Source organism: Streptomyces sp. BPTC-684 (assembly GCF_030028635.1).
Classification (GTDB): domain Bacteria; phylum Actinomycetota; class Actinomycetes; order Streptomycetales; family Streptomycetaceae; genus Streptomyces; species Streptomyces noboritoensis.
Window position 1 is genome coordinate 4,694,748 of the sequence record NZ_CP124863.1, and the last position, 20,224, is coordinate 4,714,971.

General features: G+C 69.9%; 18 protein-coding genes. 13 read left to right on the forward strand and 5 right to left on the reverse strand.

From position 1 onward, the window contains the following. Positions 1 to 62: 62 nt before the first annotated feature. Positions 63 to 1,343, forward strand: a complete 1,281-nt coding sequence (locus QIY60_RS20735) for a histidine kinase (RefSeq protein WP_283143768.1) — start codon at positions 63 to 65, stop codon at positions 1,341 to 1,343. After that, complete coding sequence (locus QIY60_RS20740; RefSeq protein WP_283143769.1) at positions 1,340 to 2,029, forward strand: response regulator transcription factor; 690 nt, start codon at positions 1,340 to 1,342, stop codon at positions 2,027 to 2,029. The genes QIY60_RS20735 and QIY60_RS20740 overlap by 4 nt, the downstream gene beginning before the upstream one ends. A 310-nt stretch (positions 2,030 to 2,339) precedes the next feature. Here QIY60_RS20740 and nadA read toward each other — a convergent pair whose 3' ends face one another. Further along, complete coding sequence (gene nadA / locus QIY60_RS20745; RefSeq protein ID WP_283143770.1) at positions 2,340 to 3,527, reverse strand: quinolinate synthase NadA; 1,188 nt, start codon at positions 3,525 to 3,527, stop codon at positions 2,340 to 2,342. 298 nt (positions 3,528 to 3,825) lie between these two features. On the opposite strand from nadA, the gene QIY60_RS20750 reads away from it, so the two are divergent. Continuing rightward, the gene (locus QIY60_RS20750; RefSeq protein WP_101387995.1) at positions 3,826 to 4,182 is read left to right on the forward strand and encodes an iron-sulfur cluster assembly accessory protein; all 357 of its coding nucleotides are present in this window, start codon (positions 3,826 to 3,828) and stop codon (positions 4,180 to 4,182) included. Positions 4,183 to 4,260: 78 nt separating this feature from the next. On the opposite strand, the gene QIY60_RS20755 is transcribed toward QIY60_RS20750, so the two are convergent. Next, positions 4,261 to 5,814, reverse strand: coding sequence for a hypothetical protein (locus tag QIY60_RS20755; RefSeq protein WP_283143771.1), 1,554 nt, complete (start codon positions 5,812 to 5,814; stop codon positions 4,261 to 4,263). 139 nt (positions 5,815 to 5,953) lie between these two features. Then, positions 5,954 to 6,160, reverse strand: a complete 207-nt coding sequence (locus QIY60_RS20760) for a hypothetical protein (RefSeq protein ID WP_283143772.1) — start codon at positions 6,158 to 6,160, stop codon at positions 5,954 to 5,956. Positions 6,161 to 6,291: 131 nt separating this feature from the next. Here QIY60_RS20760 and QIY60_RS20765 point away from each other — a divergent pair, with 131 nt between their 5' ends. Next, complete coding sequence (locus QIY60_RS20765) at positions 6,292 to 7,266, forward strand: carbohydrate kinase family protein (RefSeq protein WP_283143773.1); 975 nt, start codon at positions 6,292 to 6,294, stop codon at positions 7,264 to 7,266. Between the two features lie 619 nt (positions 7,267 to 7,885). Here QIY60_RS20765 and QIY60_RS20770 read toward each other — a convergent pair. After that, the gene (locus tag QIY60_RS20770) at positions 7,886 to 9,268 is read right to left on the reverse strand and encodes a cysteine desulfurase/sulfurtransferase TusA family protein (RefSeq protein WP_283143774.1); all 1,383 of its coding nucleotides are present in this window, start codon (positions 9,266 to 9,268) and stop codon (positions 7,886 to 7,888) included. A 418-nt stretch (positions 9,269 to 9,686) separates the two neighbouring features. On the opposite strand from QIY60_RS20770, the gene coxB reads away from it, so the two are divergent. The 4 genes from coxB (at position 9,687) to QIY60_RS20790 (ending at position 14,202) form a co-directional block, all read left to right on the forward strand. Further along, a complete protein-coding gene (gene coxB / locus QIY60_RS20775) occupies positions 9,687 to 10,658 on the forward strand; it encodes a cytochrome c oxidase subunit II (RefSeq protein WP_101387990.1) in 972 nt (323 codons plus the stop codon). After that, positions 10,655 to 12,391, forward strand: a complete 1,737-nt coding sequence (ctaD, locus tag QIY60_RS20780) for a cytochrome c oxidase subunit I (RefSeq protein WP_283143775.1) — start codon at positions 10,655 to 10,657, stop codon at positions 12,389 to 12,391. The genes coxB and ctaD overlap by 4 nt, the downstream gene beginning before the upstream one ends. Next, positions 12,388 to 12,786, forward strand: a complete 399-nt coding sequence (locus QIY60_RS20785) for a cytochrome c oxidase subunit 4 (protein ID WP_101387988.1) — start codon at positions 12,388 to 12,390, stop codon at positions 12,784 to 12,786. The genes ctaD and QIY60_RS20785 overlap by 4 nt, the downstream gene beginning before the upstream one ends. 162 nt (positions 12,787 to 12,948) lie before the next feature. Further along, the gene (locus QIY60_RS20790; RefSeq protein WP_283143776.1) at positions 12,949 to 14,202 is read left to right on the forward strand and encodes an Ig-like domain-containing protein; all 1,254 of its coding nucleotides are present in this window, start codon (positions 12,949 to 12,951) and stop codon (positions 14,200 to 14,202) included. 15 nt (positions 14,203 to 14,217) lie between these two features. Here the strand turns inward: QIY60_RS20790 and QIY60_RS20795 are convergent, their stop codons facing one another. Continuing rightward, positions 14,218 to 14,634 (reverse strand): hypothetical protein, encoded by a 417-nt coding sequence (locus QIY60_RS20795; RefSeq protein WP_283143777.1) that lies wholly within the window; start codon positions 14,632 to 14,634, stop codon positions 14,218 to 14,220. A 178-nt stretch (positions 14,635 to 14,812) separates the two neighbouring features. On the opposite strand from QIY60_RS20795, the gene QIY60_RS20800 reads away from it, so the two are divergent. The 5 genes from QIY60_RS20800 to trpD all read left to right on the forward strand — a co-directional run bounded on the left by QIY60_RS20800 (position 14,813) and on the right by trpD (position 20,179). Further along, the gene (locus tag QIY60_RS20800; protein ID WP_067158287.1) at positions 14,813 to 15,433 is read left to right on the forward strand and encodes a heme-copper oxidase subunit III; all 621 of its coding nucleotides are present in this window, start codon (positions 14,813 to 14,815) and stop codon (positions 15,431 to 15,433) included. 63 nt (positions 15,434 to 15,496) lie between these two features. Continuing rightward, on the forward strand, positions 15,497 to 16,306 hold the full coding sequence (locus QIY60_RS20805; RefSeq protein ID WP_101387985.1) for a c-type cytochrome: 810 nt from the start codon (positions 15,497 to 15,499) through the stop codon (positions 16,304 to 16,306). Further along, the gene (locus QIY60_RS20810; RefSeq protein ID WP_283143778.1) at positions 16,303 to 17,352 is read left to right on the forward strand and encodes a Rieske 2Fe-2S domain-containing protein; all 1,050 of its coding nucleotides are present in this window, start codon (positions 16,303 to 16,305) and stop codon (positions 17,350 to 17,352) included. Before QIY60_RS20805 ends, QIY60_RS20810 begins: the two co-directional genes overlap by 4 nt. Then, positions 17,349 to 18,977 carry a cytochrome bc complex cytochrome b subunit gene (locus tag QIY60_RS20815; RefSeq protein ID WP_283143779.1) on the forward strand — a complete coding sequence of 543 codons (1,629 nt, stop codon included), beginning with the start codon at positions 17,349 to 17,351 and terminating at the stop codon, positions 18,975 to 18,977. Before QIY60_RS20810 ends, QIY60_RS20815 begins: the two co-directional genes overlap by 4 nt. A gap of 137 nt (positions 18,978 to 19,114) precedes the next feature. Next, a complete protein-coding gene (trpD, locus tag QIY60_RS20820) occupies positions 19,115 to 20,179 on the forward strand; it encodes an anthranilate phosphoribosyltransferase (protein WP_283143780.1) in 1,065 nt (354 codons plus the stop codon). Positions 20,180 to 20,224: the final 45 nt, after the last annotated feature.

The window sequence follows — 20,224 nt, forward strand, 5'->3', positions numbered from 1 at the left end:
GCGCCCCTTAAGGGGCGCTGTGCGCCCCCGTACGCAAGGCGCGCCCCGTACCGTAAGGAGGCGTGACGTTCGCCCGCATCCACGGATGGCTCCGCGCCCACCCCCTCGCCGGGGACGCCGCCCTCGCCGGGGTCGTCCTCGTCTGCATGGTCGTCGGCTCCTTCGCCGACCCCCACGGCTCCAACGGCCCCGTCTTCGGGACCAGAACGCCCAGCGTGACCGCCCTCGTCCTCGCCGTGCTCGGCGCCGTCTCCCTGGTGCTGCGCCGCCGCAACCCCCTCGCGGTCCTCGGTCTGAGCGGCGGCGTCACCGTCGCCGACCTGCTCGCGGGGAACTCGCCCGCCCCGATCGCGATCGCCCCGGTCGTCGCGCTGTACACGGTCGCCGCGCACACCGACCGCGCCACCACCTACCGCGTCGGCATCACCACCATGGGCGTCCTCACCGCGACCGCGATGTGCTTCGGGGACGCGCCCTGGTACGCGCAGGAGAACGTCGCCGTGCTCGCCTGGACCGGCCTCGCCGCGACCGCCGGCGACGCCGTCCGCAGCCGCCGGGCCATCGTCGAGTCCATCCGCGAGCGCGCCGAGCGGGCCGAGCGCACCCGCGAGGAGGAGGCCCGCCGCCGGGTCGCCGAGGAGCGCCTGCGCATCGCCCGCGATCTGCACGACGTCGTCGCCCACCACATCGCGCTGGTCAACGTCCAGGCCGGGGTCGCCGCGCACGTCATGGACAAGCGCCCCGACCAGGCCAAGGAGGCCCTCGCGCACGTACGCGAGGCCAGCCGCTCGGCGCTCAACGAACTCCGCGCCACCGTCGGCCTGCTGCGCCAGTCCGGCGACCCGGAGGCCCCCACCGAACCGGCCCCGGGCCTCGCGCTCCTGGACGACCTGCTGGCCGGATTCCGCCGCGCCGGGCTCCCGGTCGAGCTCGCCCCCCTCGACCCGGCCGTCCGCGCCGGGCTCCCGGCGGCCGTGGACCTCGCCGCGTACCGGGTGATCCAGGAGGCGCTCACCAACGTACGCAAACACGCGGGTCCGGACGCGAAGGCCGAGGTCAGCGTGGTGCGGGTGGGTCCGAACACGGAGGTCACGGTCCTCGACAACGGCACCGGGAACGGCGACGGCGCCGCCGGGGGCGGCGGCGGGGGCCACGGTCTGCTCGGGATGCGCGAGCGCGTCAGCGCGCTCGGCGGCACCTGCACGGCGGGACCCCGCTACGGCGGCGGCTTCCGGGTGCAGGCGATACTGCCGGTCAAGACGGCCGACACGGCCCGTACGGCGCTGACCCGCGACGCGGCCGCCGTCCGGGTGGCCGAGGGACCGGGGGAAGGCTGCGCATGACGATCAGGGTGGTACTCGCGGACGACCAGGCGCTGCTGCGCTCCGCGTTCCGCGTCCTCGTCGACTCCGAGCCGGGCATGCACGTGGTGGGCGAGGCGTCGGACGGGGCCGAGGCGGTCGCCCTGGCCCGCTCGACGCGGGCCGACGTCGTCCTGATGGACATCCGGATGCCCGGCACGGACGGGCTCGCCGCGACCCGCATGATCAGCGCGGACCCGGATCTCGCCGATGTCCACGTGGTCATGCTCACGACCTTCGAGGTCGACGAGTACGTGGTGCAGTCCCTGCGTGCGGGCGCCTCCGGCTTCCTGGGCAAGGGCGCCGAGCCGGAGGAGCTCCTGAACGCCATCCGGATCGCGGCGGCCGGCGAGGCCCTGCTCTCGCCCGCCGCGACCAAGGGCCTGATCGCCAGCTTCCTCGCCCAGGGCGGCAGCTGGGACGGCTCGGGCGAGCCGCCCGGCGCCCACGCCGAACGCCTGGCCGCCCTCACCGGCCGCGAACGCGAAGTCCTGGTCCAGGTCGCCGGCGGCCTCTCCAACGACGAGATCGCCGAACGCCTGGTGGTCAGCCCCCTCACGGTGAAGACCCACGTCAACCGAGCGATGGCCAAACTGGGGGCGCGGGACCGGGCGCAGCTGGTCGTGATCGCGTACGAGTCGGGCCTGGTGCGCCCGAGAGTCGAATAGCCGGGGCTGGGCGGCCCGGCGGGCTCCCTTTTCGTCTGCGGGCCGGTGGGGGCTTGTCGCGCAGTTCCCCGCGCCCCTCAAATGCCGCTGCGCGGCAATCCCCGGGGTGCCCCGGAGGGGCACTTCAGGGGCGCGGGGAACTGCGCGAGCAACCACACACGGCCCGCAGACGAAAATAAGGGGGGCGCAGGGGCGCAGCCCCGCTCGGGGTCCGGGGCGGAGCCCCGAGGGGTCGGGGTGGAGCCCCGGGCCCCAGGAGACGGGGGTACGGAGTACCCCCGTCCGAAAGGGCGGGCGGGTGGGCGACCCGCTACGGCAGCGCCAGCATCCGCTCCAGCGCCAGCTTCGCGAAGCTCTCCGTCTCCGGGTCCACCTGGATCTGGTTGATCAGCTTGCCGTCCGCGAGGGACTCAAGCGTCCACACCAGGTGCGGCAGGTCGATCCGGTTCATCGTCGAGCAGAAGCAGACCGTCTTGTCGAGGAAGACGATCTCCTTGTCCTCCTCGGCGAATCGATTCGCCAGACGGCGCACCAGGTTCAGCTCCGTGCCGATGGCCCACTTCGACCCGCGCGGCGCCGCCTCAAGGGCCTTGATGATGTACTCCGTCGAGCCCACGTAGTCCGCCGCGGCCACGACCTCGTGCTTGCACTCGGGGTGCACCAGCACGTTCACGCCCGGGATCCGCTCCCGTACGTCGTTGACCGAGTCCAGCGAGAAGCGGCCGTGCACCGAGCAGTGCCCGCGCCACAGGATCATCTTGGCGCCCCGGAGCTCCTCGGCGGTCAGGCCGCCGTTCGGCTTGTGCGGGTTGTAGAGCACGCAGTCCTCCAGCGACATCCCCATGTCGCGGACGGCGGTGTTGCGGCCCAGGTGCTGGTCCGGCAGGAAGAGCACCTTCTCGCCCTGCTCGAACGCCCACTCCAGCGCCTTCTTGGCGTTGGACGAGGTGCAGATCGTGCCGCCGTGCTTGCCCGTGAAGGCCTTGATGTCGGCGGAGGAGTTCATGTACGAGACGGGCACGACCTGCTCGGCGATCCCCGCCTCGGTCAGCACGTCCCAGCACTCGGCGACCTGCTCGGCCGTGGCCATGTCGGCCATCGAGCAGCCGGCGGCCAGGTCGGGCAGTACGACCTTCTGGTCGTCCGAGGTCAGGATGTCCGCGGACTCGGCCATGAAGTGCACACCGCAGAAGACGATGTACTCGGCCTCCGGCTTCGCGGCGGCGTCCCGGGCCAGCTTGAAGGAGTCCCCGGTGACGTCGGCGAACTGGATGACCTCGTCGCGCTGGTAGTGGTGGCCGAGCACGAAGACCTTGTCCCCGAGCTTCTCCTTGGCCGCGCGGGCGCGCGCCACCAGGTCCGGGTCGGACGGGGACGGCAGGTCGCCGGGGCACTCCACGCCGCGCTCGCTCTTCGGGTCGGCCTCGCGGCCGAGCAGCAGCAGGGCGAGCGGCGTCGGCTGGACATCCAGGGGCTGGGCGGTGGTCACGTCACGCACCCTTTCTCTTCTGCAGACGAGTTTTCGTCTAAATGACGCTATCTATCATAACTGCTTCACGTCAGTTTGACGATGGCCATAGCGTCGATGTGACACATCCCCTTCGCTCGCGCTGCGCCCCCTCGCCCGCGGCTGTCCCGCGGTTGTCCACAGGTCTTTTCCGGCCCGCGCCGGGGTGTGCGAGCATGAAGGTGAGCCAAAGCACGGCCAAGGCAGACGCACGGCCCGGAATGAATCCGGGGCCCCGCCGGTTTCCACCGTCGGCAAGCAGTCTCCGTACAACCCGGGAGAGAAGCAGATGTCCGTATCGGACGAGACCACCACTGTGAGCGACGGCATCCTCCTGTCCGACGCCGCCGCGGCCAAGGTCAAGGCCCTCCTTGACCAGGAAGGCCGGGAGGACCTGGCGCTGCGCGTCGCCGTCCAGCCCGGCGGCTGCTCCGGCCTGCGCTACCAGCTCTTCTTCGACGAGCGCTCGCTCGACGGCGACGTCGTGAAGGACTTCGGCGGCGTGAAGGTCGTCACCGACCGCATGAGCGCCCCGTACCTGGGCGGCGCCTCCATCGACTTCGTGGACACCATCGAGAAGCAGGGCTTCACGATCGACAACCCGAACGCGACGGGCTCCTGCGCCTGCGGCGACTCCTTCAGCTAAGCACTGCTGAAACACGTCGTGCGTACGAGGAGGGCGGGCACCCGATGGGGTGCCCGCCCTCCTCGCATGTCCACCGGCTCAGCTCTTGGGCAGCGCCTGCCCGGTGCCCGCGTCCACCACCTTGCGCGCCCCCAGCGTCTGGTGCAGCGCCACCGAGACCGTCTGCTTCTTGGCGATCATGGCGCAGATCTTCTTGGGGTCGTGGTGCGCGACGCCCACCGCGACCCGCACCTCCGTGCCGCTCTCTTCCGCCGTCGCCGCGTAGGTGTCGCAGATCCCGCCCCAGAAGGTCACCGTCAGCGTCCGGCCGTCCTGGCCGATCGCGTACGAGACCAGCGCCTGGTGTCCGACAGGCGACGCCCCGGACGGCGTCGGCAGGGGAGTGCCCGGCCCGGACGGCGGCGCGGGCGGCTTCGCCAGGTACTGCGGGGCCAGCGCCGGGGCGGTGATGGTGACCGGCTGCGCGGCGCCGGTCGGCTTCACCTCGAACAGCCACGACGGTACGAGCGCCTGCCGCCCGTCCACGTACTGCGCGGAGAGCCCGAACACCGCCTTGTCGATGGTCACCGTCGAGGGCGTGCCCTGCTTGCAGGGCTGGTGAGGGATGTTGCCCTGCGGGTCACTGGGCAGCTTGCGCTGCGGGTCGCTCGGCAGTTTGCCCCTGGTGGGCTCGCCCTGCGGCTGGTCCTCCAGCGGCACCGGGCCCGTGCAGTCCTTGCTCGCCGGGTGCCCGCCGCCCGATCCGTTCAGCTGCTTCAGCGTCTCGTCGGCGCTCAGTACGGGGTACGTGTCGCCCTTCTCCGGAGCCTTCAACTGGCCGCTGCCGCCGACCACTTGGCCGTCGGGGCCGACCTGGACGCCGGTCGTCCAGCCGTACGTGGGCAGACCGCCGATCACCGGGTCCGCGTTCACCACCCGGACCGCGCCCATCAGCTGGGACGCGTTCAGCTTGGCGTCGTCCTGGCCCAGTGCCTTCAGTACGGGGGCGGCCGCGGCCTTCGCGGCCTGCTCGCTCACCGGGGAGCCGGCTCCCGTGGGATCGTGCTCGCCGGGCGCGATGCCCTGGGCCGGGCTCGTGGAGGTGTCCGTTCCCGTGGTGTGCATCGGGCACTTGCTGCCCATGGGGCAGTTGTCGGTGCCGCCGGTGCCGTACCGGGCGAACGTCCAGCTGCCCGGCGCCTTCTGATTGACCGTCAGTACCGGGCCGCCGCCGTCCTTGGTGATCCCGGCCTTCCAGAGCGTCCCTTCCAGGCGCGGGGGGCCGTCGATCCCCAGGGCCTTCGCCAGCTTCGCCACCTCGGCCTCGCCGACCGTGCCGCCCGGGCGGTACACCGCCGCCTTCGCCGGGCCGTCGGGCAGCTTCCCCCCGGCGCGGTAGACCACTCCGTTCGGGTCCGGTTCGCCGGGGGCGACGCCCTCCCTGCCGCTGTCCAGGCCGAGCGGCGGCGGAGTGGGGTCCGCACCCGCCCCGGCCTTCCCGTCGACGGCGGGCGAGCCGCCCGAGGCGGTGGATGCCCAGTACGCCCCGCCGCCGCCCGCGACCAGCACCGCGGCCGCGACCGAGGCGAGGACGAACGGGGATCGTCGCGTCCGCCGCTGTGGCGACTCTTCCTGCGTGTGCTCGCTGCTCACCGCATCGCTCCTGTCCAGTCGTATCCCGCATCCCCTTTACGGGGGACACGCCTTGGACGGAGCGGGGGAGCGCACGGTTCCCTCCGCGCGCTGCCCTGTCGCTCGGGCCGGTGGCTCGGGCCGGTCGCTCCGGTTCGGCTCAGTCGCCGTACTCGGACATCGTGGCGATCAGCCGGACCGAGTCGGGCGGCACGGACACGCCGTGGATGCGGGACGGTGGGACGGGCGCGGGCCCGGCCTCCGCCGGTACCACCCAGTGGGGTGCCATCCGCGCGCAGTCGCCGCGCAGCTTCGCGAGGCCCGGTTCGGACGCCAGTACGTTCCCGGTTTGCTCCATGGTTTCCATATTCCGCACCGTACGCATCAGGAACCATGCGAAAAAAGGCCTACTATTGGGTAGTTTCCGCCCTTCAGGGGAGCCCCTGCGACCCGGTAGCGTTAACTGTCAACAGTCCTCCACGCAGGAGTGTCCTAGCCGTGCGTATCGCAGTCACCGGCTCCATCGCCACCGACCACCTCATGACCTTCCCCGGCCGATTCGCCGACCAGCTGGTCGCCGATCAGCTGCACACGGTCTCCCTCTCCTTCCTCGTCGACAACCTCGACGTGCGCCGGGGAGGTGTCGGCGCGAACATCTGCTTCGGAATGGGGCAGCTCGGCACCCGGCCGATCCTCGTCGGGGCCGCCGGCTCCGACTTCGACGAGTACCGGGCCTGGCTGGACCGGCACGGGGTGGACACGGACTCGGTCCGCATCTCCGAGGTCCTGCACACCGCCCGCTTCGTGTGCACCACCGACGCCGACCACAACCAGATCGGCTCGTTCTACACGGGCGCGATGAGCGAGGCCCGCCAGATCGAGCTCCAGTCGGTGGCCGAGCGGGTGGGCGGCCTCGACCTCGTCCTGATCGGCGCCGACGACCCCGAGGCGATGCTCCGCCACACCGAGGAGTGCAAGACGCGCGGGATCCCGTTCGCGGCGGACTTCTCGCAGCAGATCGCGCGGATGTCCGGCGACGACATCCGTACGTTGCTGGAGGGCGCGAAGTACCTCTTCTCCAACGAGTACGAGAAGGGGCTCATCGAGTCCAAGACCGGCTGGAGCGACGCGGAGATCCTGGGGAAGGTCGACTACCGGGTCACCACCCTCGGCTCGCGCGGCGTGCGCATCGAGAGGGTCGGCGAGGACCCGATCGAGGTCGGCTGCGCGGAGGAGGAGGCGAAGGTCGACCCGACCGGCGTCGGCGACGCGTTCCGCGCCGGCTTCCTGTCCGGCCTGTCGTGGGGCGTCGGCCACGAGCGCGCCGCGCAGGTGGGCTGCATGCTGGCGACGCTGGTGATCGAGACGCTGGGTACGCAGGAGTACCAGTTGCGGCGTGCGCACTTCATGGATCGGTTCACGAAGGCGTACGGGGACGAAGCGGCAGCCGAGGTGCGGGCGTACCTGGCTTAGCCCCACCCGCCCGCCCTTCCGGTGGGGGGTACTCCGTACCCCCCACTCCGGTAGCCCCACCGCTGCGCGGCGGGCCTGCACCTTTGCCCCACCCGGCCCGCCCTCACAGGTGTGGGGGGGTACTTCGTACCCCCCCACACCCGTAGCCCCGACCGCTCCGCGGCGGGGCTGCGTGCCGCCCGAGGCCCGCTGCGCGGTGGGGGCACCTTCGCCCAGCCGCTCCGCGGCGGGCAGCGCTCCGCCCGGGCCCTTGCGGCTCGTTACGCGACTACAGGCCGGTGGGGGTTGCTCGCGCAGTTCCCCGCGCCCCTAAACCCCCGCCACCGTTGTGCGCCTGCGGGCCGTCGTGGGCTGGTCGCGCAGTTCCCCGCGCCCCTTATCTCGCTGCCGCCGTGGGCCCGCGCGCCGCTACCTCGCGCCGCCGCGGGCATGCGTGCCGCTACCCCCCGCCGCTGTGGGCAATCGTGCCGCTAAGGGCTGGGGGTCCCCCTGCTCCTTAAGAGCTTGGGGGAGGGTGGGCACACGGCACCCCCGTTCCGCCGGGCTGCGCACCCCCCTGCCCGCGCCCGCACGCCGCCGGGCTCTGCACCCCGCCGGAGCCGCACCCCGGGCCACCGCCTCACCCCACCCGCCGCACCACATACGCCGACCCCCGCTCCCGCCGCGTCTCCCCCACGTACTCCTGCCCCCGCATCTCACACCACGCCGGGATATCGAGCCGCGCCGCCTCGTCATCGGCCAGCACCGTCACCGTCCCGCCCACCGGAACGTCCGCGATCACCTTCGCGAGTTCGATCACCGGGATGGGGCACCGCTTGCCGAGGGCGTCGATCGTCAGGTCGCCGCCACCGGAGGCGGGGGCGGGGGGCGACACCGGCGCGCCGAGTTTCTCGCGGACCGAGGAGACGACCCCGGGGAGCACCGTCAGGAAGCGGTCGACGTCGGACGCCGCCGTGCCCACCGGCAGCGACACCCGGACGTTGCCCTCGCTCAGGACACCCATCGCCCGCAGCACATGGCTCGGCGTGAGCGTGCTGCTCGTGCAGGAGGAGCCCGACGAGACGGAGAAGCCTTCGCGGTCCAGCTCGTGGAGGAGCGTCTCTCCGTCGACATAGAGACAGGAGAACGTGACCAGGTGGGGGAGCCGCCGCACCGGGTCGCCGACCACCTCCACGTCCGGCACCAGCTCCGCCACCCGCACCCGCACCCGGTCGACCAGGACCCGCAGCCGCTCCGCCTCGGCCTCCGCCTCCGCCCGTACCGCCCGCAGCGACGCGGCCGCCGCCACGATCGCCGGGATGTTCTCGAAGCCGGGGGCCCGGCCCGACTCCCGCTCGTCGGCGGGGCCTTGCGGGGCGAAGCGGACGCCCTTGCGGACCGCGAGCAGGCCCACACCCGCCGGGCCGCCCCATTTGTGCGCGCTCGCGGCCAGCAGCGACCAGCCGCCCTCGACCGGGCCCCACGCCAGCGACTGGGCCGCGTCCACAAGGAGCGGCACCCCGGCCGCCCGGCACGCCTCGGCCACCTCGCCCACCGGCTGCACCGTGCCGACCTCGTGGTTGGCGGACTGGAGGCAGGCCAGCGCCGTGTCGGGGCGCAGCGCGGCGGCGTACGCGGCGGGGGAGACCGCCCCGGTCCGGTCGACCGGGACCTCCGTCACCGTGCCGCCGTCCGCCTCCAGGGCCGCGCCCGCGTGCAGCACGGAGGAGTGCTCCACGGCCGACACCACCAGATGGCGGCCGACACGCCGACGCCCGGAGAGCGAACCGTAAATCCCGGAGTGCACCGCCCGCGTCCCCGAAGAGGTGAACACGAGCTCGTCCGGACGGCAGCCGACGGCCTCGGCCGCGGCCTCCCGGGCCGCGTCGAGCAGCAGCCGGGCCCGCCGGCCCTCGCGGTAGAGCCGGGCCGGGTCGGCCCAGCCCTCGTCGAGCGAGGCCTGGAGGGCCTGGCGGGCCACGGGGTGCAGGGGGGCGGAGGAGGCGGCGTCGAAGTAGGGCACGGCGCCACGCTAACGCGGTGGGGGGCCCTGTTGGAGGTGCGGTTCTTCGGCTGCGGGCCGTGCGTGGCTGGTCGCGCAGTTCCCCGCGCCCCTCAAAGCGGTGCCGTCCGCCGTCTGCGGGTCGTCTCGGGCTGGTCGCGCAGTTCCCCGCGCCCCCCAGGGCGCGCCCCATGCCGAACCGCTCTCCCCGTACACCTACAGGAAGCCCCGTCAGATACCCCCCGGAAGCGGGGATTCCATCCCTTTGGGGGCTCGGGCGGCGCGTTGGGCACCCTCCCCGCGCGACCCCAAATAGCGTCCAGTAGGGTTTGGTCCGCATAAACATCCAAACCCCTGCCCGCGGCCAGGGCGGCGACCGACCAGCGAGACGGACGGCCGTAGCCGGCCGGCGCGGGCGAGACTCTCGGGAAGGCGCTACGTGAGTCCCAACGGCTCCGACCGCTCGTCGCGGCGCCCGATGCGGCGGAAGCTGCTGCAGGTGCTGACCGCGGGCCTGGTCCTGGCTACCGCCTCCGGTTGCTCGTACAACTGGAAAGACTTCCCTCGCCTCGGTATGCCCACCCCGGTGACGGAAGAGGCTCCGCGGATCCTCTCCCTCTGGCAGGGTTCGTGGGCGGCCGCGCTCGCCACGGGCGTGCTGGTCTGGGGCCTGATCCTGTGGAGCGTCATCTTCCACCGGCGCAGCCGCACCAAGGTCGAGGTACCTCCGCAGACCCGGTACAACATGCCCATCGAGGCGCTGTACACGGTCGTCCCCCTCATCATCGTCTCGGTGCTCTTCTACTTCACCGCGCGCGATGAGTCGAAGCTCCTCGAGCTCTCCCCGAAGCCGGCCCACACCGTCAACGTGGTCGGCTACCAGTGGAGCTGGGGCTTCAACTACGTCGAGGACGTGGACGGCAACCCGGCCACGGGCGACGCCGTGAAGTCCAAGGAGCTGTCCGCCATTCCGGACCGCTTCACCAAGGACTTCCCGGCCGGCGCCGACGGCGTCTACGACGTCGGCATCCCCGGCACGCGGAACCCGCAGACCGGAAACCCCGGGCCCACGCTGTGGCTGCCCAAGGGCGAGAAGGTCCGCTTCGTGCTGACGTCCCGTGACGTCATCCACTCCTTCTGGGTGGTCCCCTTCCTGATGAAGCAGGACGTCATCCCGGGGCACACCAACTCCTTCGAGGTGACCCCGACCCAGGAGGGCACCTTCCTCGGCAAGTGCGCCGAGCTGTGCGGTGTCGACCACTCCCGGATGCTCTTCAACGTGAAGGTCGTCTCCCCGGAGCGCTACCAGCAGCACCTCAAGGAGCTGGCGGCGAAGGGCAACACCGGCTACGTGCCGGCGGGCATCGCTCAGACCGACCCCGCCAAGAACGCGGAGACGAACAAACTGTGAGCATCCTCAACGAATCTCAGGGTGCCGCGGCAGCAGACGACTCGTACGAGAACGAGCTGCCGGTCCGGCGCAAGCAGCCGGGGAACGTCGTCGTGAAGTGGTTGACCACCACTGACCACAAGACGATCGGCACGATGTATCTGGTCACGTCGTTCGCGTTCTTCTGCATCGGCGGCCTGATGGCGCTCTTCATGCGCGCCGAGCTGGCCCGTCCCGGCACGCAGATCATGTCGAACGAGCAGTTCAACCAGGCGTTCACGATGCACGGCACGATCATGCTGCTGATGTTCGCGACGCCGCTGTTCGCCGGATTCGCGAACTGGATCATGCCGCTGCAGATCGGCGCGCCCGACGTGGCGTTCCCGCGGCTGAACATGTTCGCCTACTGGCTCTACCTGTTCGGCTCGCTCATCGCGGTCGGTGGTTTCCTCACCCCGCAGGGCGCGGCCGACTTCGGCTGGTTCGCCTACTCCCCGCTGTCGGACGCGGTCCGCTCGCCGGGCGTCGGCGCCGACATGTGGATCATGGGTCTGGCCTTCTCCGGCTTCGGCACGATCCTCGGCTCGGTCAACTTCATCACCACGATCATCTGCATGCGCGCTCCGGGCATGACGATGTTCCGTATGCCGATCTTCGTGTGGAACGTCCTGCTGACCGGTGTGCTGGTCCTGCTGGCCTTCCCGGTGCTGGCCGCCGCGCTGTTCGCCCTGGAGGCGGACCGCAAGTTCGGTGCCCATATCTTCGACGCCCAAAACGGCGGCGCACTGCTGTGGCAACACCTCTTCTGGTTCTTCGGCCATCCAGAGGTGTACATCATCGCCTTGCCCTTCTTCGGCATCATTTCCGAAGTCATCCCAGTGTTCTCCAGAAAGCCGATGTTCGGCTACATGGGCCTGGTGGGCGCGACGATCGCCATCGCCGGTCTGTCCGTGACCGTGTGGGCCCACCACATGTACGTCACCGGCGGCGTACTGCTCCCGTTCTTCTCGTTCATGACGTTCCTCATCGCGGTGCCAACCGGTGTGAAGTTCTTCAACTGGATCGGCACGATGTGGAAGGGCTCGCTGTCCTTCGAGACACCGATGCTCTGGGCCGTCGGCTTCCTGATCACCTTCACCTTCGGTGGTCTGACCGGCGTCATCCTGGCCTCGCCGCCGATGGACTTCCACGTCTCCGACTCGTACTTCGTCGTCGCGCACTTCCACTACGTCATCTTCGGCACCGTGGTCTTCGCGATGTTCTCCGGCTTCCACTTCTGGTGGCCGAAGTTCACCGGCAAGATGCTGGACGAGCGCCTGGGCAAGATCACCTTCTGGACGCTGTTCGTGGGCTTCCACGGCACGTTCCTGGTGCAGCACTGGCTCGGTGCCGAGGGCATGCCGCGTCGTTACGCGGACTACCTCGCGGCCGACGGCTTCACCGCGCTGAACACGATCTCGACCATCAGCTCGTTCCTGCTCGGTCTGTCGATACTGCCGTTCATGTACAACGTCTGGAAGACGGCGAAGTACGGCAAGAAGATCGAGGTCGACGACCCGTGGGGCTACGGCCGTTCGCTCGAATGGGCGACGTCGTGCCCGCCGCCGCGGCACAACTTCCTCACCCTGCCGCGTATTCGCTCCGAATCCCCGGCGTTCGATCTGCACCACCCTGAGATCGCGGCCCTCGACCAGCTCGAGAACCACGGTCACGGTGGCAAGGCCCTCGCCGGCGGCAAGGAGGCGGGCAAGTGAAGATCCAGGGCAAGATGTTCCTCTGGCTCTCCGTCTTCATCCTGATCATGGCCGTCGTGTACGGCGTGTGGTCGAAGGAGCCGGCCGGTGCGACCGCTCTCGTGATGGCCTTCGGCCTGAGCGTGATGATCGGCTTCTACCTGGCCTTCACGGCCCGGCGGGTCGACGCGGGCGCGCAGGACGACAAGGAGGCCGATGTCGCGGACGACGCCGGTGAGCTGGGATTCTTCTCCCCGCACAGCTGGCAGCCGCTCTCGCTGGCGGTCGGTGGCGCGCTCGCGTTCCTGGCCATCGCGATGGGCTGGTGGCTGCTGTACTTCTCGGCGCCGCTGATCCTGATCGGCATCTACGGCTGGGTGTTCGAGTACTACCGCGGCGAGAACCAGAACCAGTAGGTCCTCGTACGCACCTGTGAAAGGGCCCCGCGGCTCAACCGAGCCGCGGGGCCCTTTCGCGTACCCGGGGCCCGTGTGGGCTCTGTTGGGCCGTTGGGGGAGTGCCGCCCGTTTGCAGTCCTCCGGCGCGCCGAACTTGACTGCGCTTCATAACGTGTGGTCATGAGTCACGCACCGCGTACCCGTACCGTCCTGAGCTGCACGCTGCTGGTCATTGCCCTCGGGGCGGGCGCCGGCGCGTGTGGCCGCTCCGACAGCAACCCGCTCTCGGCCAAGCCGTACGACGCGGCGGGCCAGATCGCGTACAACGGTCCGGCGGGCAGCGCGAAGGCGGATCCGGACAGGCCTCTGGAGATCACCGCCAAGGGCGGCCGCGGGCGCATCACGGACGTGATGGCCACGGACGCGTCGGGGCACTACTTGGCGGGCGAGCTGGACGGCGACGGGAACCGCTGGCACTCCACGGCCCCGCTGGTCGCGGGCACCCACTACACGGTGGTGGTCTCCACGGAGGACTCGGACGGGGCTCCTGGGCGCCGTACGCTGACGTTCGACACGACCGCGCCCAAAGACGTCGTGAAGGTCGAATTCGGCCCGGACGCGGGCAAGTACGGCGTCGGACAGCCCATCACCGCGGAGCTGAGCAAGCCGGTCAAGGACAAGGCGGCCCGGGCGGTCGTCGAGCGCGCCCTGAAGGTCGAGTCCACGCCCTCGGTGGAGGGCGCCTGGTACTGGGTCGACGACAAGACCCTGCACTACCGGCCCAAGGAGTACTGGCCCACCGACGCGACCATCAAGGCCACCTCGCGCCTGGAGGGCGTCAAGATCGCGGACAAGCTGTACGGCGGCCCCGCGCACCCCCTGAAGATCACCACCGGCGACCGCATCGAGGCCATCACGGACGCGTCCTCGCACTACATGACGGTCAAACGCAACGGAGAAGTGATCAATACCATCCCGGTGACCACCGGAAAGCCGGGCTTTTCCACCCGAAACGGCGTCAAGGTGGTGCTGGGCAAGCAGTACTTCGTACGGATGCGCGGGGAGACGGTCGGCATCTCGTCCAGCAGCGCCGACGCGTACGACCTGCCGGTCTACTACGCGACCCGGGTCACCTGGAGCGGCGAGTACGTGCACGCCGCGCCCTGGTCGGTGGGCTCGCAGGGCTCCGAGAACGTCAGCCACGGCTGTACGGGCATGTCCACCGGGAACGCCGCGTGGTTCTACGAGAACGTGACCGAGGGCGACATCGTCAAGGTCGTCAACAGCATCGGCGAGGACATGACGCCCTTCGACAACGGCTTCGGCGACTGGAACGTGGACTGGGACAAGTGGCGCAAGGGCAGCGTGCTCCAGGCCGACCTGAAGGCCGGGCAGAGCAAGCTGAACTCCGCCCGGCTGCGGCCGCAGGTCTGAGACCCGGTGGGGGGATCAGGCCTGAGCGGCCAGGGCGCCATTGGAGCGCCGCGAACGGATCAGGGCGGCCAGTGCGGCCGCGAACTCGACCGGCTCGACCGGGAGGGTCACCGCGGCGTCCGCACGGCTCCAGGTGGCCAGCCAGGCGTCCTGCGGGCGCCCGATGAGCAGCAGCACCGGCGGGCACTCGAAGATCTCGTCCTTGATCTGCCGGCACACCCCCATGCCTCCGGCCGGGACGGCCTCCCCGTCCAGGACGCACACGTCGATGCCGCCGCGGTCCAGCTCCTTGAGGACGGCGTGCGGGGTGGCGCACTCCAGGAAGGTCACCGGGGGAACGTCGGAGGCGGGCCTGCGTCCGGCGGCGAGCCGCACCTGCTCACGGGTGTTCGCGTCGTCGCTGTAGACAAGTACGGTGGCGCTCGACTGCATTGTTCCTCCGATTCGACGGCGGTACGGGCTCGGGAGCCGATGCGCGGATGCTACTCCGTCCGACACCGTGTCAACACCGGTTCGGCGAGCGCCCGGATGGGCCGTTCGGGCAGGACACGGGGTCCGGACACACCGAACGGCACCCCCCGGAGTGAGCGCGAGATAAGCGACCGACATAATGTCGGTCGTGGCGACAGCAACGACAGTAGAAACCGGGCACGCGCACCCGTCGGTCAATCGGCCGAACCTCACCAGCGTCGGAACCATCATCTGGCTGAGTTCCGAGCTGATGTTCTTCGCGGCCCTCTTCGCGATGTACTTCACCCTGCGATCGGTGACGGGTGCCGAGCACTGGAAGGAAATGGCGTCCTCGCTGAACCTTCCGTTCTCGGCGACGAACACCACGATCCTGGTGCTCTCCTCCCTCACCTGCCAGCTCGGCGTCTTCGCCGCCGAGCGGGGCGACGTGAAGAAGCTGCGCACCTGGTTCACGATCACGTTCGTGATGGGTGCGATCTTCATCGGAGGCCAGGTCTTCGAGTACACCGAGCTGGTGAAGAAGGACGGCCTCTCGCTGTCCTCCGACCCGTACGGCTCGGTGTTCTACCTGACCACCGGCTTCCACGGTCTGCATGTGACGGGCGGTCTGATCGCCTTCCTGCTGGTCCTCGGCAGGACCTACGCGGCCAGAAGGTTCACCCACGAGCAGGCGACCGCCGCCATCGTCGTGTCCTACTACTGGCACTTCGTCGATGTCGTCTGGATCGGCCTCTTCGCCACGATCTACCTGATCAAGTAATCGGGCCCGCAGACCCGACACCATCCCGCATCGACGCAGAAGATCCTGACACCGGGGTAATCCGTGAAAAAGCTCTCCGCACGACGACGCCATCCGCTGGCGGCGCTCGTCGTCCTACTCCTCGCGCTGGCGGCCACCGGGGGGCTGTACGCCGCGTTCGCGCCCGCGGACAAGGCGAAGGCCGACGAAACCGCCCAGTCCCTCGCCATCGACGAGGGCAAGAAGCTCTACTCCGTCGGCTGCGCCAGCTGCCACGGAACCGGCGGTCAGGGCACCTCTGACGGCCCGTCCCTGGTCGGCGTCGGCTCCGCCGCCGTGGACTTCCAGGTCGGCACCGGCCGTATGCCGGCGCAGCAGCCCGGCGCCCAGGTGCCGAAGAAGAAGGTCATCTACTCGCAGGCCGAGATCGACCAGCTCGCCGCGTACGTCGCCTCCCTCGGCGCCGGCCCGATCAAGCCGACCGAGAAGCAGTACAGCCCGGAAGGCGCGGACATCGCCAAGGGTGGCGAGCTGTTCCGCACCAACTGCGCCCAGTGCCACAACTTCTCCGGCAAGGGCGGTGCGCTGACGCACGGCAAGTACGCCCCCAGCCTGGAGGGCGTGGAACCGAAGCACATCTACGAGGCCATGCAGACCGGCCCGCAGAACATGCCGTCGTTCCCCGACACGACGATGCCGCAGAAGCAGAAGCAGGACATCATCGCGTACCTGGACGCCGTGAACAGTGAGAAGACGGCGAGCCCGGGCGGTCTCTCGCTCGGTGGCCTCGGCCCCGTCAGCGAGGGTCTGTTCGCGTGGATCTTCGGCCTCGGTGCCCTCATCGCAGTCGCCATCTGGATCGCGGCCCACTCCGCTAAGGCCAAGAAGTCATGAGTAGCCAAGACAATTCCGAGAACCTGCCCAGCGAGCAGGACCCCGAGCACGGCTCGGTCGAGCGCGCCCGCGACCCGTTCGCGGACCCGGGGCTTCCGCCCCACAAGCCGCGCGTCCAGGACATCGACGAGGCGGCCGCCAGGCGCTCCGAGCGCGTGGTCGCCGGTCTCTTCATGCTCTCGATGGTCGCGACGGTCGCCTTCATCGCGTCCTTCGTGATCTTCCCGATCGACAAGATCGTCTACATCTTCCCGTTCGGGCACGTCAGCGCGCTGAACTTCTCCCTGGGGCTGACCCTGGGCGTCGCGCTGTTCTGCATCGGCGCCGGCGCGGTCCACTGGGCCCGCACGCTGATGTCCGACGAGGAGATGTCGGACGACCGCCACGAGATCGCGGCGCCGCCGGAGGTTCGCGAGAAGGTCATGCAGGACTGGGCGGACGGCGTCCGCGAGTCCGGCTTCGGCCGCCGCAAGCTCATCCGCAACACCATGTACGGCGCGCTGGCCATGGTGCCGCTCGCCGGCGTGGTGCTCCTGCGCGACCTGGGCACCCTGCCCGAGGACAAGCTGCGCAAGACGATGTGGGCCAAGGGCAAGGCCCTCATCAACATGAACACCAACGAGCCGCTCCGTCCCGAGGACGTGGCCGTCGGCTCGCTCACCTTCGCCAAGCCCGAGGGCCTGGAGGAGGACCAGCACGACTTCCAGACCCAGATCGCCAAGGCCGCCCTGATGATCGTCCGGCTGCAGCCGGAGAACATCAAGGACAAGCGCGAGCTGGAGTGGTCGCACCAGGGCATCGTGGCGTTCTCGAAGATCTGCACCCACGTCGGTTGCCCGATCAGCCTGTACGAGCAGCAGACCCACCACGTGCTCTGCCCGTGCCACCAGTCCACCTTCGACCTCTCCGACGGGGCCCGCGTCATCTTCGGCCCGGCCGGTCACGCTCTGCCGCAGCTGCGCATCGGCGTGAACAGCGAGGGTTACCTCGAAGCGCTCGGCGACTTCGAAGAGCCCGTCGGTCCTGCCTTCTGGGAGCGCGGATGAGCACCACCACGACTGACGAACGGCGCGAGGCCGGGAACGGCGAGAAGTTCGCCGACTGGGCCGACGGCCGGCTGGGGATCTACACCCTGGCCAAGACCAACATGCGCAAGATCTTCCCGGACCACTGGTCCTTCATGCTGGGCGAGATCTGCATGTACAGCTTCATCATCATCATCCTCACGGGTGTGTATCTGACGCTGTTCTTCCACCCGAGCATGAACGAGGTCGTCTACGACGGCTCCTACGTTCCGCTCCAGGGCGTGCAGATGTCCGAGGCGTTCAACTCGACCATGCACATCAGCTTCGATGTGCGCGGTGGTCTGCTGATCCGGCAGATCCACCACTGGGCGGCGCTGATCTTCCTCGCCGGCATGTTCGTGCACATGATGCGCGTCTTCTTCACGGGCGCGTTCCGCAAGCCGCGCGAGGTCAACTGGCTCTTCGGCTTCCTGCTGTTCTTCTGCGGCATGTTCACCGGCTTCACCGGCTACTCGCTCCCGGACGACCTGCTCTCGGGCACCGGCGTCCGGTTCATGGAGGGCGCCATCCTGGGCGTGCCGGTCGTCGGCACGTACCTGTCGTTCTTCATCTACGGCGGCGAGTTCCCCGGCGGCGACTTCGTGGCCCGGTTCTACTCGGTCCACATCCTGCTGCTGCCCGGCATCATGCTCGGCCTGATGATCACTCACCTGATCCTGGTCTTCTACCACAAGCACACCCAGTTCGCGGGCCCCGGCCGCACCAACAAGAACGTCGTGGGCGCGCCGCTGCTGCCCGTCTACACGGCCAAGGCCGGCGGCTTCTTCTTCCTGGTGTTCGGTGTCATCGCGGTCATCGCGGCGATCGCCTCGATCAACCCGATCTGGGAGATCGGCCCGTACCGCCCGGACCAGGTGTCGACCGGCGCCCAGCCCGACTGGTACATGGGCTTCGCCGAAGGCCTCATCCGAGTGATGCCGGGCTGGGAGATCAACCTGTGGGGCCACACGCTGGTCCTCGGTGTGTTCATCCCGCTGGTGATCTTCCCGCTGGTGCTCTTCGCGATCGCGGCCTACCCGTTCATCGAGGCCTGGATCACCAAGGACACCCGCGAGCACCACATCGCCGACCGTCCGCGCAACGCTCCCGTCCGCACCGGCATCGGTGTGGCGTGGGTGACCGCGTACATGGTGATGCTGGTCGGCGGTGGCAACGACCTGTGGGCGACCAACTTCCACCTGTCGCTCAACGCCATCACCTGGTTCGTCCGGATCGCGTTCTTCGTCGGCCCGGTCATCGCGTTCATCGTCACCAAGCGGATCTGCCTGGGCCTCCAGCGCCGGGACGCCGAGAAGGTGCTGCACGGTCGCGAGACCGGCATCATCAAGCGGCTGCCGCACGGTGAATTCGTCGAGGTCCACGAGCCGCTCGACGCGGGCCAGCTGTACAAGCTCACCGCGCACGAGCAGACCCGCCCGGCGGAGCTGCCCGCGGCCGTCGACGAGAACGGTGTCAAGCGCAAGGTCTCCGCGATGGAGAAGCTGCGCGTCAAGCTCCACAAGGGTTACTTCGGCGAGCAGAGCCAGATCGCCAAGCCGACCGCCGAGGAGTTCGAGGAGATCACCAGCGGCCACGGCCACCACTGATCCCCTCATAGCGAGACCGCTGTACGCCACACAGCACCAGGGCCCCGTCCACCGCGTGGACGGGGCCCTTCGCCGTCCCGCCGGGCTGGATAGGGTGTTCCCATTCCCATATCCGTCGATGGACCCAGGAGCGGACCATGAACGTTGTGACCCCGGTTGGCGGCGACAGCGTGGCGGCCTACTCCTGGCCGGGCGTACTGGACGCACTGCTGAACGGCACCGACCAGAGCGCCGAGGCGACCGCCTGGGCGATGGACCGGATCATGCGCGGCGAGGCGACCGACGCGCAGATCGCCGGGTTCGCGGTGGCCCTGCGCGCCAAGGGCGAGACGGTCGCCGAGATCACCGGCATGGTCCGCGCGATGTACGAGCACGCCAACCTCATCGAGGTGCCCGGCCGGACCGTGGACATCGTCGGCACCGGCGGCGACGGCGCCAAGACCGTCAACATCTCCACCATGTCCTCCATCGTGGTGGCGGGCACCGGCGCCAAGGTCGTCAAGCACGGCAACCGGGCCGCGTCCTCGGCCAGTGGCGCCTCCGACGTCCTGGAGAAGCTCGGCGTCAACCTGGACCTCACGCCCCGGCAGGTGGTCCAGGTCGCCGAGGAGGCGGGCGTCACCTTCTGCTTCGCGGTGAAGTTCCACCCCGCTCTGCGGTACGTCGCCGCCGCACGCCGCGAGCTCGGCATCCGCACGACCTTCAACTTCCTCGGTCCGCTCACCAACCCGGCCCGGGTCAAGGCCCAGGCCACCGGCGTCGCGGACGCGCGCATGGCGCCGATCGTGGCCGGGGTGCTCGCCGAGCGCGGCTCCTCCGCGCTGGTGTTCCGCGGCGACGACGGCATGGACGAGCTGACGACCACCGCGACCTCCCGGGTCTGGGTGGTACGGGACGGGGCCGTGCGCGAGGAGGCGTTCGACCCCAGGGACGTGGGCATCGACCTGGTGCCGGTCGAGGCGTTGCGCGGCGCGGACGCCTCGTACAACGCGGACGTGGCCCGGCGGCTGCTCGGCGGCGAGACCGGGCCGGTGCGGGACGCGGTGCTGCTCAACTCGGCGGCGGCGCTGGTCGCCCTGGAGCCGGGCTCGGGGAGCCTGGAGGAGCAGATCCGGGCCGGGATCGCCCAGGCGGCCGAGGCGATCGACTCCGGCGCGGCGCGGCGGGCCCTGGAGCGCTGGGTGGCCGCGAGCAACGCTTGAGGGCGTGCTGGTTGGGGCAGTGTGACGCAAGGCGCAGTCCGGCAT

Coding starts and splice junctions, on each gene's coding strand:
- QIY60_RS20740 (WP_283143769.1), top strand. CDS start 1,340: ATGACGATCAGGGTGGTACTCGCGGACGACCAGGCGCTGCTGCGCTCC.
- QIY60_RS20750 (WP_101387995.1), top strand. CDS start 3,826: ATGTCCGTATCGGACGAGACCACCACTGTGAGCGACGGCATCCTCCTG.
- QIY60_RS20760 (WP_283143772.1), bottom strand. CDS start 6,160: ATGGAAACCATGGAGCAAACCGGGAACGTACTGGCGTCCGAACCGGGC.
- QIY60_RS20790 (WP_283143776.1), top strand. CDS start 12,949: ATGAGTCACGCACCGCGTACCCGTACCGTCCTGAGCTGCACGCTGCTG.
- QIY60_RS20795 (WP_283143777.1), bottom strand. CDS start 14,634: ATGCAGTCGAGCGCCACCGTACTTGTCTACAGCGACGACGCGAACACC.
- QIY60_RS20800 (WP_067158287.1), top strand. CDS start 14,813: ATGTCGGTCGTGGCGACAGCAACGACAGTAGAAACCGGGCACGCGCAC.
- QIY60_RS20810 (WP_283143778.1), top strand. CDS start 16,303: ATGAGTAGCCAAGACAATTCCGAGAACCTGCCCAGCGAGCAGGACCCC.
- QIY60_RS20815 (WP_283143779.1), top strand. CDS start 17,349: ATGAGCACCACCACGACTGACGAACGGCGCGAGGCCGGGAACGGCGAG.
- trpD (WP_283143780.1), top strand. CDS start 19,115: ATGAACGTTGTGACCCCGGTTGGCGGCGACAGCGTGGCGGCCTACTCC.